This is a genomic window from Marinomonas colpomeniae (assembly GCF_014803385.1).
Classification (GTDB): Bacteria; Pseudomonadota; Gammaproteobacteria; order Pseudomonadales; family Marinomonadaceae; genus Marinomonas; species Marinomonas colpomeniae.
In genome coordinates this window covers 29434-45157 of record NZ_JACYFC010000001.1, presented here as the reverse complement: position 1 = coordinate 45157, position 15724 = coordinate 29434, and the positions used below count along the sequence as shown (strand labels likewise).

The 15724-nt window shown below is 39.3% G+C and carries 22 protein-coding genes and 1 other RNA gene; 10 read left to right on the top strand and 13 right to left on the bottom strand.

Going from position 1 to position 15724, the window contains the following annotated elements; genetic code table 11:
- Positions 1-30: 30 nt before the first annotated feature.
- On the top strand, positions 31-348 hold the full coding sequence (locus tag IF202_RS00230) for an outer membrane protein assembly factor BamE (RefSeq protein ID WP_191592867.1): 318 nt from the start codon (positions 31-33) through the stop codon (positions 346-348).
- Here IF202_RS00230 and IF202_RS00225 read toward each other — a convergent pair.
- From IF202_RS00225 to IF202_RS00215, 3 genes are read right to left on the bottom strand one after another with little or no spacing between them, the layout of a single operon-like run.
- Positions 345-629, bottom strand: a complete 285-nt coding sequence (locus tag IF202_RS00225; protein WP_191592866.1) for an RnfH family protein — start codon at positions 627-629, stop codon at positions 345-347. The two genes, IF202_RS00230 and IF202_RS00225, sit on opposite strands and share 4 nt — an antisense overlap.
- 23 nt (positions 630-652) lie before the next feature.
- A complete protein-coding gene (locus IF202_RS00220; RefSeq protein ID WP_191592865.1) occupies positions 653-1084 on the bottom strand; it encodes a type II toxin-antitoxin system RatA family toxin in 432 nt (143 codons plus the stop codon).
- Position 1085: 1 nt separating this feature from the next.
- A complete protein-coding gene (locus tag IF202_RS00215; RefSeq protein WP_191592864.1) occupies positions 1086-2444 on the bottom strand; it encodes a sodium-dependent transporter in 1359 nt (452 codons plus the stop codon).
- A 181-nt stretch (positions 2445-2625) separates the two neighbouring features.
- Between IF202_RS00215 and smpB the strand changes: the two genes are divergently transcribed.
- Positions 2626-3102, top strand: coding sequence for an SsrA-binding protein SmpB (smpB, locus tag IF202_RS00210; protein ID WP_191592863.1), 477 nt, complete (start codon positions 2626-2628; stop codon positions 3100-3102).
- 142 nt (positions 3103-3244) lie between these two features.
- Positions 3245-3606, top strand: a transfer-messenger RNA (tmRNA) gene (ssrA, locus tag IF202_RS00205).
- Positions 3607-3684: 78 nt separating this feature from the next.
- Here ssrA and IF202_RS00200 read toward each other — a convergent pair.
- From IF202_RS00200 to IF202_RS00175, 6 genes are all read right to left on the bottom strand, one after another.
- A complete protein-coding gene (locus IF202_RS00200) occupies positions 3685-4314 on the bottom strand; it encodes a hypothetical protein (RefSeq protein WP_191592862.1) in 630 nt (209 codons plus the stop codon).
- A 145-nt stretch (positions 4315-4459) separates the two neighbouring features.
- Positions 4460-5467, bottom strand: coding sequence for a phage integrase (locus tag IF202_RS00195; RefSeq protein WP_191592861.1), 1008 nt, complete (start codon positions 5465-5467; stop codon positions 4460-4462).
- A gap of 94 nt (positions 5468-5561) precedes the next feature.
- On the bottom strand, positions 5562-6419 hold the full coding sequence (locus tag IF202_RS00190) for a hypothetical protein (protein WP_191592860.1): 858 nt from the start codon (positions 6417-6419) through the stop codon (positions 5562-5564).
- A 19-nt stretch (positions 6420-6438) separates the two neighbouring features.
- Positions 6439-6849 carry a S24 family peptidase gene (locus IF202_RS00185; protein WP_191592859.1) on the bottom strand — a complete coding sequence of 137 codons (411 nt, stop codon included), beginning with the start codon at positions 6847-6849 and terminating at the stop codon, positions 6439-6441.
- An 18-nt stretch (positions 6850-6867) separates the two neighbouring features.
- On the bottom strand, positions 6868-7290 hold the full coding sequence (locus IF202_RS00180; RefSeq protein WP_191592858.1) for a BLUF domain-containing protein: 423 nt from the start codon (positions 7288-7290) through the stop codon (positions 6868-6870).
- A gap of 97 nt (positions 7291-7387) precedes the next feature.
- Entirely contained in the window at positions 7388-8731 is a 1344-nt protein-coding gene (locus IF202_RS00175; RefSeq protein ID WP_191592857.1) for a sigma-54 interaction domain-containing protein, read from the bottom strand.
- 300 nt (positions 8732-9031) lie between these two features.
- On the opposite strand from IF202_RS00175, the gene IF202_RS00170 reads away from it, so the two are divergent.
- From IF202_RS00170 to IF202_RS00160, 3 genes are read left to right on the top strand one after another with little or no spacing between them, the layout of a single operon-like run.
- On the top strand, positions 9032-9580 hold the full coding sequence (locus tag IF202_RS00170) for a BON domain-containing protein (RefSeq protein WP_191592856.1): 549 nt from the start codon (positions 9032-9034) through the stop codon (positions 9578-9580).
- Between the two features lie 41 nt (positions 9581-9621).
- Complete coding sequence (locus IF202_RS00165) at positions 9622-9789, top strand: DUF1328 domain-containing protein (RefSeq protein WP_191592855.1); 168 nt, start codon at positions 9622-9624, stop codon at positions 9787-9789.
- 19 nt (positions 9790-9808) lie between these two features.
- Positions 9809-10006, top strand: a complete 198-nt coding sequence (locus IF202_RS00160; RefSeq protein WP_191592854.1) for a hypothetical protein — start codon at positions 9809-9811, stop codon at positions 10004-10006.
- Positions 10007-10091: 85 nt separating this feature from the next.
- Here IF202_RS00160 and IF202_RS00155 read toward each other — a convergent pair whose 3' ends face one another.
- The gene (locus IF202_RS00155) at positions 10092-10475 is read right to left on the bottom strand and encodes a hypothetical protein (protein WP_191592853.1); all 384 of its coding nucleotides are present in this window, start codon (positions 10473-10475) and stop codon (positions 10092-10094) included.
- Positions 10476-10787: 312 nt separating this feature from the next.
- Between IF202_RS00155 and IF202_RS00150 the strand changes: the two genes are divergently transcribed.
- Genes IF202_RS00150 through IF202_RS00135 form a run of 4 tightly spaced genes read left to right on the top strand, consistent with a single transcriptional unit; the run spans position 10788 to position 12919 of the window.
- On the top strand, positions 10788-11036 hold the full coding sequence (locus IF202_RS00150; protein ID WP_191592852.1) for a PH domain-containing protein: 249 nt from the start codon (positions 10788-10790) through the stop codon (positions 11034-11036).
- A gap of 19 nt (positions 11037-11055) precedes the next feature.
- Positions 11056-11556: a phage holin family protein gene (locus IF202_RS00145; protein ID WP_191592851.1), complete on the top strand. Its 501-nt coding sequence runs from the start codon at positions 11056-11058 to the stop codon at positions 11554-11556.
- Complete coding sequence (locus IF202_RS00140; protein WP_191592850.1) at positions 11522-11851, top strand: hypothetical protein; 330 nt, start codon at positions 11522-11524, stop codon at positions 11849-11851. Before IF202_RS00145 ends, IF202_RS00140 begins: the two co-directional genes overlap by 35 nt.
- A gap of 9 nt (positions 11852-11860) precedes the next feature.
- Positions 11861-12919, top strand: a complete 1059-nt coding sequence (locus IF202_RS00135) for an AI-2E family transporter (protein ID WP_191592849.1) — start codon at positions 11861-11863, stop codon at positions 12917-12919.
- A 68-nt stretch (positions 12920-12987) separates the two neighbouring features.
- Here IF202_RS00135 and IF202_RS00130 read toward each other — a convergent pair whose 3' ends face one another.
- Genes IF202_RS00130 through IF202_RS00120 form a run of 3 tightly spaced genes read right to left on the bottom strand, consistent with a single transcriptional unit; the run spans position 12988 to position 15700 of the window.
- Positions 12988-14742, bottom strand: coding sequence for a lysophospholipid acyltransferase family protein (locus IF202_RS00130; protein WP_191592848.1), 1755 nt, complete (start codon positions 14740-14742; stop codon positions 12988-12990).
- Positions 14739-15209 carry a hypothetical protein gene (locus tag IF202_RS00125; RefSeq protein ID WP_191592847.1) on the bottom strand — a complete coding sequence of 157 codons (471 nt, stop codon included), beginning with the start codon at positions 15207-15209 and terminating at the stop codon, positions 14739-14741. The genes IF202_RS00130 and IF202_RS00125 overlap by 4 nt, the downstream gene beginning before the upstream one ends.
- Positions 15210-15259: 50 nt before the next feature.
- A complete protein-coding gene (locus IF202_RS00120) occupies positions 15260-15700 on the bottom strand; it encodes a YHS domain-containing (seleno)protein (protein WP_191592846.1) in 441 nt (146 codons plus the stop codon).
- Between the last annotated feature and the right edge of the window lie 24 nt (positions 15701-15724).

Genomic DNA, 15724 nt, shown 5'->3' with positions numbered 1-15724 from the left:
CATTAGCATACCAGAGTAAGGATAATACAAATGAAAAAATCAGTTTTAATTCTATGCACCGCACTTTCACTTAGTGCATGCGGTATATTGCCAGACGCTTACAAGGTTCCAGTATCGCAAGGAAACCTTATAACACAGGAACAACTATCACAGTTAGAAGTCGGTATGTCTGAATCTCAAGTTACTTACCTATTGGGAACCCCAATGCTAAGAGACACTTTTAAACCAAACGAGTGGCATTATGTTTATACAATTCTACACGCTGCCCCAGACACTCAAAAAAGCGATGTAAACGATCTAATGCTAACGTTTAGCAACGGCGTTCTAATACAGATTGAAAACAACTAGTCTTTCGCTGTTTTCGCTGCGCGGTTGGCCCTAGCTTGTTTAGGGTCAACAATCAGCTCACGATATAGTTCAACTCGCTCGCCTTCTTTCAATTCTTGATCATCGGGATTACGAACAGCTTTGCCAAAAATCCCCACTTTCACAGTTTCCACATCAACATTAGGGAAAAACGTCGTAATATTTGAACGACGTACAGCGTCTCGAACAGAACAACCTTCTTCCACCTCTAAAGCAATAATTTTTTGCTTTAGAGGTTCAGCATAAGCTACTTCTACTCTCATACTATTCTCCGTACACTTTAATATTATTCACCGTATACTACTTTTGCACGTTTACTGAAGGAATCTACCATGGCATTGGCAATTTGACTAAACACACCACCAAAAGCCAACTTCAGCATACCGCTTAACTCAAAATCAACACTAAGCATGATTTTACAACTCGTCGGCGACAATTCAGTAAAAGTCCATACACCATGCAAACGCTTAAAAGGCCCTTTTACTAAATCCATTTCAATACGATTATAACTTTCTAACGTATTTTTAGTTGTAAAAGATTGTTTCATTGGCCCCTTACCTACGTCTAAAGAAGCAATAATTTCAGTGTCAGTTTGTGATACTAATGTCGCATCTAAGCACCCAGGTAAAAACTCGGGATAACCATCAATATCATTTACCAAGGCAAACATCTGCTCGCAACTGTAATTAACATGAGCAAAACGCTCTATATGACTCAAACTAAACTCCTATCCAACCAGCAAGTGTAATCACAACCATTGCTGGAATACTTATGTATTTCAATACCTTATACCACCATTGAAAATGGTTTACATTTTTTGTAATCATCTCATTCTGCAACATAGAATGAGGAATAAACCACGCGACCAATATAGATAATAAAATTGCCCCAACAGGTAAGAGAATCAGCGACGTTACCTTATCTAGCAACTCAAAGAAATTCAGTCCAAATGCAATCGAGATATCCCACTGGTTAAAAGACAACAACACAGCGATACCAATAAACCAAACAACAATACCCATTAAGAATGCTGCTTTTAATCGCGCAATATAGAAGCGTTCATGTAACCAAGCAACAAACAACTCCAACATCGAAATGGCTGACGTTAACGCAGCAACCACTAACAACAAAAAGAACACACTCGCAAAAAACTGGCCACCGAACAAATTGCCAAAAATAAGAGGCAAGGATACAAAGGTCAAACTCGGCCCAGCTTGCACATCAATTTGAGAAGCAAATACCAAAGGAAATATCACTAAACCTGCCAATAATGCCACCAGCAAGTCTACGCCAACAACAATTGAACAAGCACGAGCGATAGACATACGTTTATTAATATAAGCACCGTAGGCAAACATTGCCCCCATGCCCACACTCAAACTAAATAAAGCCATTCCAACGGCGGCCAATACCACATCAAACGTGATGTCTTTCCATGCCCACTGAAACATAAACTGTAGAGTCGCAGGCATATCACCAACAGACACGGAATAAATAGCCAGTAAGCCGAGAGAGACAACCAAAACAGGTAATAAAAAACGTACTACAGCCGAAAGCCCACGGGTGACAGATTGACCAACAGTAATCACTACCAGCAGCATAAACATAGAATGCCACAGTAACATTTCAGATGGCGTTGCCAACAAAGCATTAAACATATCGGACGCGCCAGATTGGCTAATCCCCATGAAATCACCAGAAATTGCACGTTGTAAATACGCTAACGACCAACCAGCAATAACACTGTAAAACGCCAAAATCAGAAATCCAGTCACACCCGCTAACCAAGGTACGAACACCCAAGCAGGATGCACAATACGGCGCTCACTCAAATCATTAACTGTATCAATAGGATTAGAACGAACGGTACGCCCCAATGCCACTTCCGCCATTAGGACTGGCAAGCCAACTAACAGCAAACATAAGCAATACACTAACAAAAATGCACCGCCGCCGTTTTGTCCTAATACGTAAGGAAACCGCCAAATGTTTCCCAGCCCCACAGCCGAACCGCTGGCCGCAAAAATAAAAATCCAGGGACTTGACCAAATACCTTGTAAACATCGACTTTCGGGCATAAATTTAGGCTCTAAATACACAACACATGTTTAAGGATAGGTAAAAAATGTGAACGTAACCAATACCTTCACAACACCTAACCAGAAAAATTATTTAACAAGTATGAATTTTCTTACATTCAGAGGCATACCTCAAGAAAAGCATAGGTTTTTCCCTCTATCGACCGTATAATTTCCAACTATGAGTAAAGTAAAGAAAAAATCCAACAGTACGGGCACAATCGCGCTCAATAAACGTGCAAAATATGACTACTTTGTTGACCAGAAGTTCGAAGCAGGACTTGTTTTATCTGGTTGGGAAGTGAAAAGTTTGCGTGAAGGTAAAGCCCAATTAGTAGACGCCTTTGTTATCATTCACCAGAATGAAGCATGGCTTGTCGGCGCGCGCATTACGCCACTATTAGCAGCATCAACACATGTTGTTTGTGAGCCTATGCGTCAGCGAAAACTTTTGCTGAACCGAAAAGAGCTGGAAAAAATAATCCAAATCACTGAACAGAAAGGCAAGACCTGTGCAGCCATGGCGCTGTACTGGAAAGGCAACAAGATCAAATGTGAAGTGGCACTCGTAACCGGTAAGAAAGAACACGATAAACGTGATACCGAACGAGATCGTGATTGGTCGCGAGACAAAGAACGATTAATGAAACACGCTTAACACCTAGATCAATGAATTAAAGTAAAAGCGTTAAGATACAAACACTATTACAAGCACTACGATCAAATAGTGAAGAAACAAAGCAATTCCACGTTATCTCTAGCCTAAGCGCATTGTTTGAGCTAGAATTGCGTTACTTTTTGGGGACGACATGGTTTCGACGTCGGTAACAAACCCAAAGGTGCATGTCGAGAGTGATGCGTGATCTCGTTAATCCCCCGCATCAATTTTATAGTCGCAAACGACGAAAACTACGCTTTAGCAGCCTAAACCGCTGCTAGTGTGCTGCACTTAGGTTGCCCGTAGCCAGAGAATCTGCAGTATCATAAATTACGAGATGCTAACCGATGCCCCGCCTAGGGATAAGGTTCTAAGACTAAGTAGGCTCGCCATTAACACCCTGTCCTTCGGGCGGTTCGTGGTCAAATAGTAGAAGTGACTATGCATGTAGAGCCGATGGCAGAGGGCTGACGGACGGGGGTTCGATCCCCCCCGTCTCCACCACTTAAACGGTTGATTTTAAAGGGGTTTGCACTTTTTAAAATGGGCTGGGTGCACATACGAGGCACCAAAAATAAAAGGTCACTCAATTGAGTGGCCTTTTCTTTTTTCTATTTCTTCTCTAATGGTCTTTACGTATTTGTCTTTTAAGTCAAACTTATATCCTAATTGATCATAAACACATATCGACTCCAGCTCATGTGATGTTTCAATGAGTTGTTTTGTAAGTCTGGCTTTTAAAAATTTAAAACTAATAGATTGCCCTGCATCAATTAAAGCCCCTCCAATACTTTTTCCCAACCTATCAGTGGCATGCACTAAATCAGACTTGGCAGCATCATTAAGATTAAAGTTGAGACTTTTTATATAAACACGCTCTTTAGAGTGATTTGCAATATTTATACTAAACAGCTCTTCCGGCTCATTGTCCTGGGGGAATGCCAAAACATGTGTAAGATTGATAGCTAGTTCAGGTCTAGTCTTTTTAGTATTAATAAAAATAAAACTGAGAAGTGCTGCAGCCCCTCCAAAAAGAGCAACATAAGGCTCTAAGTTCTCTTTTCCTCCTTCTGCAACAGCCCAGACAAGAGCCACAATAAACACCATAGAAGACATAAAAAGCGGCACATAACCCCTACCACCTATAACCAAACCCTTATTTCCACCACCATCTGCCTTCTTAACGTCATGCATATTCTTTGATCTAGCCATAAAAAATCTTCCAAAAGTCGTTTGAAAGGCGCTTGAAATTAAACACCTTAGAAGGAGTATATTTTATGATCGATAGAATATCAATATAGAAACCAACAAATCGATAAATAAAAACAATTAGACCTATAGATCGGAATGCATTATATCATATTCCACTTGATAAAGGATTCAACCTAACCGCTTCTTCTAGGAAGTCTGGCGATAGGTGTGCATAACGCATGGTCATTTTGATATCGCTATGACCGAGTATTTTTTGCAATGACAATATGTTTCCGCCGTTCATTATGAAGTGGCTAGCAAATGAGTGCCTTAATACATGGGCGGCTTGTCCTTTTGGTAGTTCGATTGTTGTTCTTTTTAGGGCACGTCTAAAGCTGGAAATAGAGGCAGTAAAGATACTATTCCCCCTGGTTAACTTTGCGTGTTCGTGAATTTCTTCAAACAGTTCTGGCGTAATTGGTACGCTTCTATTTTTGCCACTTTTCGTATCGGTAAAGCTTACTTGATTGTTTCGTACACGCTGTACGGTTAATCCTTCGGCCTCGCTCCATCTTGCACCTGTTGATAGTGAAATCTTCGTTATCAGGTAAACGTGCGGATTATCGCCTTCCTTAGTTTCTTCTAATAGTTCTGTTATCTGGTCGTGCATTAGATACGAAAGTTCATTTTCTGGCACTTTCACATTATCGACGGTGGTTAATGTGTTGGGATAATGAATTTCTTCGGCTTTGATTAAGGTATTAAACATAGACGACACATAACCTAGATCGTTATTTAACGTCTTGGGGCTTTTACCTTCCTTGGATCGTTGGGCACGCCATCGGGTGTACTCCAAGCGCGTAAGATTGGAACCTACAGGGTCACCTAATTGCTCGGCAATCATAAGTAATTTACTTTTACGCCGTTTACCGTCTCGCAAGAAGTGGCCGTGTGAATCGTCCCACAACTCTATTAACTCGCTTAACTTACGTGTGTCTTTAGGTCTTTCCAGCCATGGCTTAGCGTCCGATTGGGTTTCATGTTGAGCAATAGTAAAACGTTGGAAACGATCACACTCTGCTTTAGTCGGGAACACACGTTTATACTTTCGTGAGCCTCGGCCATTTACACGAAACTCTACTTGCCAGCCTGTCTTAGTTTGAGCGATTGCCATCCATTAACCTTCCCTTACCCTAAGAGGAAATTGAATTTACGACTACTACAGCCGCTGACGAGAAATCGGACTTCGTAGGCTGTGGAAACCTTTTTTAATCGTCATCGTGAATTACCGAAAACCCTATATAAGATTCGTACAATCTGATTTCTAAAACAGAAGAGTGATGATCTCCATTAATATCAGCATATTCCATAAAAAGCATGATTTTTCTTTTATGGTTTAACATATCTATGTCTTCATATTTTAAATCAATAGACAATGGATTTTTTTGATTTAAAGTTAAATGCGTTCTTCTCAATATATAGTCCATAGTAATTATGGACGGAAACCCCACTGTACTCATTGAATATTTTCCTATTTTACTTAGCCCTCTGTTAGATGTCTCTTTTATTAATTCCAAGTTGTAAATCTCATTTTTCACCGCTGATAGCTCTGTAACTATTTTTAGCGTGTGATCCTCGTAAATTCCAATTTCTTTATTTTTTATTTCAGTTTCAATCCCTGTTATTTTATGAGTTTTTATTATTCTTACATTTTCAAATCTAAAATAAGGCCTGGCAAACAATTTTCTTTCTTTTATTCTATTTATTTCAATATTTTTTTGATGTTCTAATTGACTTTTAGTTATCAAAAGGTTGTTTTGATACTCGTGGAGTTGATTCACTAATTCTCTGTTTTGCATTAGGTAGCCAATAACTAGCCACCCAAAAGCTACAGGACTAAAGAATCCAGCTAAAAAATCACCATATCCACTTAACTCTGCGGGTCTTTTCGCATCAAGGAATAAAATTATTATAATTACAGAAACAAAGTATATTACTGTTAGTTTTACTCCTACTTCAGAAAGCTCTTTGTTTCTTAAGTCACAGATTTTATATATAGTGGAAATGATTTTTTTAGGAAGTAAATCATCTAAACTTTGTACAATTAAATTGTCTAAAATCTTCATATTTCGCTTACTCCCTTCCCTATATCATCGGATGACCTGACCACACAACACGGCCAATTATTTTTAGTTTAGATAAACCTTCTAGCGGTATCGTCATTGGCTGATAGTTCTTATTGTCTGACGTGATAGCAACCAAACCGTCTAACTGTTTTTGCACTCGTTTAACGAACAATTCACCATCGTAGTTGATGACATACACGCCGCCGTCACTGGTCACGGAGTTCATGCTTTTATCAATCACTAATGAATCACCACTAAAAATAGTCGGTTCCATAGAATCACCATGGGCATAAATGGCAATCAAATTAACAGGAGTGATACCTAATTTTCTAAGCCATGATTCTTTAAATGCTAAATGCTGGTCTATGGTTTCCGCTTCGACTAGAGCGCCCTGTCCTGCGCTGGCTTCAATACTGCATTGGAAAATCATAGATTTAAAACACTCAAATCAAGCCTGTTCCGCTTTCTTTATTTCATCACGGATATCGATCAACAACGCTTTTGCGGTGTCACCATTCATTTTGTAGGGATCAAAGTTGATGCTTTTGGTGTGTTTGTAAAAAAGCTCTCTTAAGCTTTCTACATCTTGCAAGTAGCCCATACTCCAGACGTCAAACTCTCTGTGGGTGATTTCTTGATAGTCGATAATAACGGGGATTTTGTGTCGTGGGTCTGTGGCGATTTTATGGTAAATCTGATTTACCTGATCACGTTCGCCTTCTAAACACTGAAGGAAGAAACGACGATTAAATGAAAGTAGGCCAGTTACGTCTATCGCTTTATTTTTCTCTCGTGCAATTTTTAGAATGCGAGCGATGTCGCTCACTTCAAATTTATCGGTAATGGTGCTGGTATAAATAAGCCTAACCATAAAAGCCTCTTATTTAGTCAGTGATTCGACTCTTAATTACGTATCAAACACCTTCATGGTTCATTGTCTGGTGTTTTTACATGACACGGCCGGTCGGTTATTCGCCTTGGTATTTATCTAGTTTATTGTAGAGGGTTTTTACGCTGATACCCAAGTCTTGAGCTGTTTCTGTTTTGTTACCATCGTTTTCTTCTAACGTATTGATGATAGCAGCTTTTTCAATGTCTTCTAGAGTAACGCCTGCTGGTACCATGTCCTCAAGGCTGGTACCCGTTTCTAATGGCGGGGTATCAAAAATAAGGTGCTCATCTTTAATAACATCATCCGCGAGGATAAAAGCGCGTTCAATTGAGTGTTTTAATTCTCGTACGTTACCAGGCCAATTGTGACTTGCGATCTTATCTAGGGCAGAATCCAAGATAGATTTGCTTTGAGCTTCAGCCGCATTACGATGGGCAATAAAGTGCTTCGCTAGGCCAACTATGTCACTGCCTCTTTCTCTTAATGGTGGGATATTCACAGGGAAATGAGCCAATCTAAAATACAGATCTTCTCGTAAAAACTGCTCTTCAATGGCGACTTGTGGGTCTCGGTTAGTCGCTGCCACAATACGCGTGTCAGCTATTTTCACCTGATTACTCCCCACTGGTCGGTATTCTCCCGTTTCCAGTACTCTAAGCAGTTTTACTTGGTGCTCCATTGGCATTTCGGTAATTTCATCTAAAAATAAGGTTCCGCCTTTGGCTTGGTCGAATACCCCTTGATGTGCTTGATTCGCGCCAGTAAAAGCACCTTTTTCATGCCCAAACAATTCACTGTCCACCAGCTCTGGAGCAATCGCGCCACAGTTAATGGCTATAAAAGGCTCTTGGTTACGGTCGCTGGCGAGATGAATACTTTGCGCCACAAGCTCTTTACCTGCACCACTTTCACCAACAATAAGTACATTGGCTTCTGTTTTGGCAACGCGTCGAATTACTCTATAAAGCTTGTGCATGGGAGCAGAAGACCCAACTAACATCACGAACTGATCTAAATTACTTGTGGAGATTCTTTGACCTTTAACTTTGTGTTCTTGATAGTACAAACCAAAATCGATCAAGGTGTCTGACACTACATTCATATCTACAGGTGTTCGATAATGAAATATGGCGCCAACGCCCATCAGCTGATCAAGATTTTGATTAGGAAAGCCAGAACTAATTACGATAAGGTCCATGTTCTGTAGAGCTTCAGAATGTGTGAGTCGTTGGTAATCACTTTCTGAAAAGTCGGTCACTTCTATAATAGCCACATCCGGACGACCTTCTTCAATGGCATCAATCCAATCCAATAAGGTGTCATTCGATTGCAAAGAGAAGCTTTTAACAGCATCTAAACCTAAAATTTTACTGCTTAGGGCTGTGTCTTGTATCTGTACAAGTAGGCTTGGCAACAGCATAAAGCGTGTCTCTTAAAATCAATAAAAGGAATATATGAAGCATACCATAGAGCCTTCAAAATCCATGGCGTTTATTGTCAGTACTATGAAAAGCTTGAGTCGCTTTTGCTATTACGCCCCATAATCCGATAGTTTTTTCAATTTTGCCATGTAAATTGTTCACACTCCTATTGATTAAAAACTACAAAAAGCGCCTGAAATAAAAAATTAAGCTTAAAAATCATAGTCTTATATTTTTGGCACAGCCGTTGCAATTATCTTGGTACGCTCAAAATACTAAACAGTAAAAAGGAGACTGAAATGAAAAACATCACTGCAAAAATCGTATTGACCTCTGTTCTCTTTACTTCATCAGCGACCGTGCTGGCTGCAGATAAGTGGAAACAAGAAACAATGGACGCGTGGCTAGATGGTAAAGCAGAAACAACCTTGTTATTAAATGCCAACCTCAATTCCTTTGATATTAATACAGACGTAGAAAATAAGGTGGTTACCTTAACTGGCTCTGTGAATAACACGGTAGAGAAAGATTTAGCAGAAGAGTTGATCATTGGCTTAAAAGGCATTGAGTCTGTCAATAATGAGCTAACCGTTTTAGATCAGGAAAGCAGTAACAAGCACTCTACTCTAGACGCTTTAACAGACACTAAAGTATCTACCGTTGTTAAAACAAAACTACTGATGAACAGTGATGTAAGTGGTAGTGACATTGATGTCGATGCAAAAAAAGGTGTGGTCACACTAACAGGGCATGTTGAGTCCGATATTGAACGTGACCTTGCTATTGCCATTGCTAGCAACGCCAACGACGTAAGCAAAGTCGTGGATAAGCTTAGCATTGTCGAATAATCCTTTTTTATACATGAAATTAGTTAGAGAGAGAAAAAATTATGATTAAGTGGGCACTTATATTTCTCGTCGTTGCCATTGTATCAGCGCTATTTGGCTTTACTGGTATCGCTGGCGCGGCAACTACCATTGCACAATTTTTGTTTTACATTTTCGTTCTGTCGTTGGTAATTTCTTTGATCATGATTGTTATCGGCAAATCCAAATAACCTAAAATAGGAGTAAGTTATGTTTACACGTTCAAAAATGATTAAATTATTTACAGTATTCAGTGTGGTTTTTCTTTTGGCGGCCTGTAGTGAAGAAGGCCCAATGGAAAAGGCAGGCGAATCGATAGATAACGCAGCCACAGACACAAAGAATGCGATTGAAGACAAGTGCGAAGCAGTAAAAGAAGATCTTAATACCGAGGACACAGACTGTTAATAGGTTTAACTCGAATGAATAGTTTAAATGGGACGGTGGAAACATCGTCCCATTTTTATGTTTAATGGAAAATTTTTATAAGAAGCTAAGGCAAATACTTTTTCATATCATCATTTTCCATTTGTAAAGCCGCGACCCAATAAGAAAGTAGCGTACAAACCTCTTCATGCTTTATTTCTTTTATCTTTAGTTTTAAAAATTCAATAAGACGAATATTATTTTCATACATTTCTGGGTATGTTTTGAAATTTACTTTTTGTTTATCACTGGCTTCTTTAATTGATTCGTCATTATCAAAAAACACTTCTAGCTTGCTCAACATGGATTTCTCCACCTTTGCAAACTTTAGTGCTGAGCGAGCAATATTCTCATTAAAACGTTTATTGATCACCGCCAAGCAAGAATCATAGTGTGCCCTTACTCTCACCATAATTTCTATTAATTCATTCTTATTTTGAGTCAATATCATTTTATACACCAATACGAATTATAAAATTTATAAAATCTAATATAAGACAGCAGGTTTTATGCCACTCTATAATTTTTTTTCCTCCTTTAAAAATCAACAATGAAAAAAATTATTCCCTCCAAATAACTTATCACTGAGAATTTTTTACAATAATAACGACTGAACCATGAAATTATTACAACAACAAAAACCATCATTTAGCTCAACCCCTTTAATAATGGGGTTTTAAAAAGTTGGCATAATAATCGCTATAGTCTTTATGTACTCAATAAATATTGAGTTAGATATTTAAATATAATCTTGGAGGACAACATGGCTACTGAAAAGAAACCGCAAAATACGACACAAGCTAAAGTAGAAGAAACTCGCGCCAAAGCAGAAGAAGCAACAATGGAAGCGGTTGAGAAAATTAAAACTCAAGTGAAAGATGGCATTGAAGTCAGCTCAGAAAATATTAAGACAGCAACGGCTAAAGCAGAAAATGTAATCAAGGAACGACCTTTATTAAGTATAGGTTGTGCTTTCTTGGCAGGTTGGGCGGTGTCTAAGCTCATTAAATAACCTCTCTGGAGTGGCTACCATGCCTATTAATGAAGACAGCATCACGGCCTCTAAGGATGGAGGCCAGTCTACCAAAGAACACAATGAAGAAGCTGGGGCGCATCATTCCGAATCAAATGCTGAGCAGTCCATTAAGGAATTAAAGAGCCTATGGAATCAACTCCTTCTTTTAAAAGACCCAGTGAAACAATGGTCACAGGCTTCCATCGACCTATTTTTTATTGAACTACGAACCAGCCTATCGGCGCTTAAACAAAGCCTGTTATTAAATATCCTGTTCGTTGTTCTGTCTGTGTTTTTTCTATTAAGCCTTTGCGCCGGGTTAGGTTTTTTAACCTATCACTACACTCATGTCATTTTACTTAGCTACATGGGCTTCGTCGCTTCTCTTGGTTTGGTACTGGTGCTCTTACTTTGTTGGCAACGCTATTTACGAAAGTTGATTGGATTTCGCCATACCATAGAACAAGTTAAGGAGGGATTGGATGTTATTCTTCAACAAAAACCAAAAGATCATTAAGAGAAAACGTTCAGAAGGCCAACGTATAGCACGAGAATACAGAAAATCGTTGGACCTCTTCATAAGTCAAACAACGACTTATGCAAAATCCCATCCGCTCCAAATTGGTTGTGTGTTGGCATTAGGAATATTTACAACGCAACGCTTAAATAAAAAGTCTCTTATTCCCTTGGCGCGTAATCTGAGTTTTTTAGCGAGGCCTGTGATGGAAGCAATACAAGCTCAATCTGAAAAACCTGCCAATAATGACAAAACAGACAGTCCTTTTTCGCCAAACTCTGACACCATAAAATAAGGACACCTCATGCCATACAAAAAATTCTCCACGCCTACCGCGCTGTTCGCAGGTTTCCTTACCCTGGCTATTCTTATTTGCGCTCTTTATGTCGCAAAATCGCTAGTGCTACCCATCATCTTTGCGGCCTTTATTTCACTACTTTGTGGACCAGCAATTAACGCTTTGGTAAAGCTCGGTATTCCGCGAGTCATTAATGTCATAGTGGTATTAAGTTTGATGATGGGCGTTATTTTTCTTGCCCTCAGTATGCTGACTGAACCTGCACAACAGTGGTGGTCAAAACTTCCCGACTTGGTGAAAAATATTTCCCAAGAAATCAGTAAAGTAACCTCAGACGCGTCCAAAGAACAAGGGTCAATTTTAGAGATGGCGGAAGACATAAGCCTGGGTGAAATGCAGACCAATACGGCTTTATCATTAACCAAATCTGTTATTACCGAAACCCCAACAATATTTTCTCAATTGTTTATCGCGCTGTTAATGGCGTATTTTATGCTCAATTATGGACGCACTCTTTTTCGCCAAAGCTTAAAGCTGTTAAGTAATTTTTCCATTAAAAGAAAAGCGGTTGAACTAGTACAAGCTATTCAACAAGACTTGTCTCGTTATTTGGCAACCATCACTATTGTTAATATCGGCTTAGGTATTGCTGTCGGTTTTGCACTACTGGCTCTAGGAGTCGAGGACCCTTTCTTGTGGGGCATATTCGCAGGATTGTTAAATTTTGCCCCATATCTCGGCCCTATGATTTCTATGGTATGTCTTGGCCTAGTAGGATTCATTCAATTCGACTCATCCAGCTATGCTTTTATCATCATGGGAACATTCATTGTAATCAACATGATTGAAAGTCAATTTGTGACACCAACGTCACTAGGTAAACGTTTTAACTTAAACCCTCTTATTATCTTCATTTGGTTGGTCATATGGGGTTGGTTGTGGGGAGCGATGGGCATGTTCATCGGTGTTCCACTTCTGGTCTGCCTAAACATTATTTTAGAACGCCTCTCGATGTTTGGTAATTTCTACCAAGTATTACGAACACCAGAAACAAAAAAGGAGTGAATTTAATCATTCACTCCTTTTTAAGGCGAACTACCTTTCAAGCTTTCTAAAGGTATATTTTTTAGACATTAATCTTTTTGGTGACTTGCCAAATAGATTTCAGCTTCTGGTCTTCCCATATATTTACCTAATGTTTTTAGCGGTACACTTGGCAGATCAACGACGATCAGACCATCTAGTGTATCGTTGAACGCAGGGTCGACATTGAAACAGACAAGCTTACCATTCATTTTTAAGTATTGACGTAACATAACAGGAAGACCTTTTCCCTTTTCCATGCGAGCTAGCACTTTAGACAAAAGCGCAACACTTGCTAGAGAAGACAACAAGTTAGACTGCCAAAACTGTGACCCATTATTACGTAACGGGGTGGATGGAGAAACCAGGTTGGCTTTCGCATTATCGTAATAATGGATTGATAAAGTTTCAGCCATCAGTTGTCTAGCGTTATCGCTGTAATCGTTACTTATACTCACAGGCCCATATAAATGTGTGTACTCAGGGTTACGAGAGGCAAAATTTGCAATACCCTTCCAAAGCATCAGCAAGGCGTTTAGATTTCTTTGGTAAGGGATTGCAACAACAGAGCGCCCCATCTCTAAACTATTACCCAAACTGTTAATAAACGCCTGATCATAATTAAACAGACTTCTAGAATACAAGCCGTCTATGCCATGTTCTTCAATCAGTTTATCTACTAATCCAAGGCGATATGCGCCAACAATCTCTTTGTTTGCTTTATGCCAAACAAAGAGTTGATGATAGTACTTGTCGTATTCGTCTAAATCGCATGCTAACCCACTGCCTTCACCAACAGCACGAAAGCTTTCTTCTCTAATTCTTCCTATTTCTTGCATCAAGTTAGGAATAGTTTGAGAAGGTATGCAGTACACAGCAAACTCACTTTGCTCGAACAATAAGGCGTCTTCAGGTAAAGAGGTGACTTCTTGTTCTAATAGGTCTGTGCTGATAGGCGAAATAATAGGAACGCTAAAGTTGGATGTTAGTTCTTTCTTTACCAGGTCTCTCTGCGGGCTCATCAGGTAGGTATTAAGACGCAAATAATTAACTAAGTCTTTATCGTGTTCAAAACTGTTTAGCTCTGAAAATTCAATCGGTGTACCGATAGATATTTCAATATTAGATGATTGTTTATTGAGCAACTCTCGCCCTAACATGGCAGTACGAAGTAAGGGGTGCACTCGTCCAGCCTGATAAAACAACGTACTGTTTTTGCCGTTAATAAAAATTGGAACCGTTGTTGCTTCACTGTGTTTTATAAACTTCGCAACAGAATTACGCCACTCAATGTCTGATAAAGACTTCTCGCCTTTAGCGTAAGTAGACACTTCGCCTGCTGGGAAAATAATCAAAACCCCACCATCGGTAAGATGTTGATTAGCTTCACGTATCGCCAATCCATTTGTACGTTTAGCTGAGGCACCACCGAAAACATCAACACCAATAAATAGGTCTGCAATTTCTGGTAAACGCTTGAGCATTTCATTGGCAAGCACCTTCACATCCGAACGAACGGCACCAACCAAGTCTGCCAATATGACACCTTCGATTGCTCCTAATGGATGGTTTGCGACTATGACAACTGGTCCATTTTTTGGAATAGTATCTTGTGAACCAAGCACTACTTCATAGTCGACCTTTAGTGCGTTTAACGTGTAACGCATAAATTCAAAACTGGAATTTGTGGCTGGTCGTTGTTGATACAAACGATCCAGCTTAGACAGTCCTGTAGCCCATTCCAGCATAGATTCACCTAAGCCAAACGGCGTAACTCTAGGCAATCGAAAAGGACTAGTGATCATAGTGCGTTGCCTTTATTAAATACGGCATTAAACAATTTATTCAAAACGCCTGTTTCACTTTTTAAATCACGAATCGTAAGGAAGGCAGCAGATAACCAAACTAAACATGCCATACCGAACAACAAGCCACCATCATAAGCAACGATTTCACCAGCTGCATTAAATTCAGGCATAATGATGCCTAACGGAGTGAATAGATGAAAAACAATTGCGCCTGACATCACGCCAACACTGAACAACGCACCAAGACCATGCCAACGAGAAAACAACAGTATCGTTGCAATTAATTCGCCTGTACCCACCATATAAGCACCGTATGTGCCAAACCAAGCTAGGCCTGACCAATCACCTAATGTGCTGAAAATATAATCTGTTTCATAAGATCCGCTAAACTTAAAAAACAAAGATTGAACAAACACAAATCCGATAAAGATAGAAGGTAAGTGCTTAAGTGGTTGAAATTTCATACGGTGAACCTCTAGTTCTTTTATTCAATTAATAGAATCTAATTAATAGATTATTCAGCAATAAGAGCTGGCCAGTTTTTATCTGCTTGAACTATATGAAATGCACGTTTTGCATCCCACTTAGCTTTGACGCTTTTATCATAATTTAAGTATAGTTTATTATCGACAATAGCCCATTGTGTTGGATCACCTGATGCAAAACTATTGTTAGCAGAAAGCGCCCAAGCACAATATCCACCGTATTGAGGTGCGTACTTTTCTGGTTCCGCTTTAAATAAATCTAGGTGCGTCTGAGATACGAAGTACCAATCAGCCCCCTTATATTTAGTAGTGTATTTAGAGCTACCCTTAGCAGGTTCGTTATCCGTGAAATAGGACACTGTATCGTATCCGCCTAGGGCTTTGTTACTGAAATATCCTGTATAAACTGCATCAGCTGCAAAACTTAAATGACTCATTAAAAGTAATGTTAGTGCCATTATTTTTTTCATAATCTTTTCCTTAACAATTGTTTT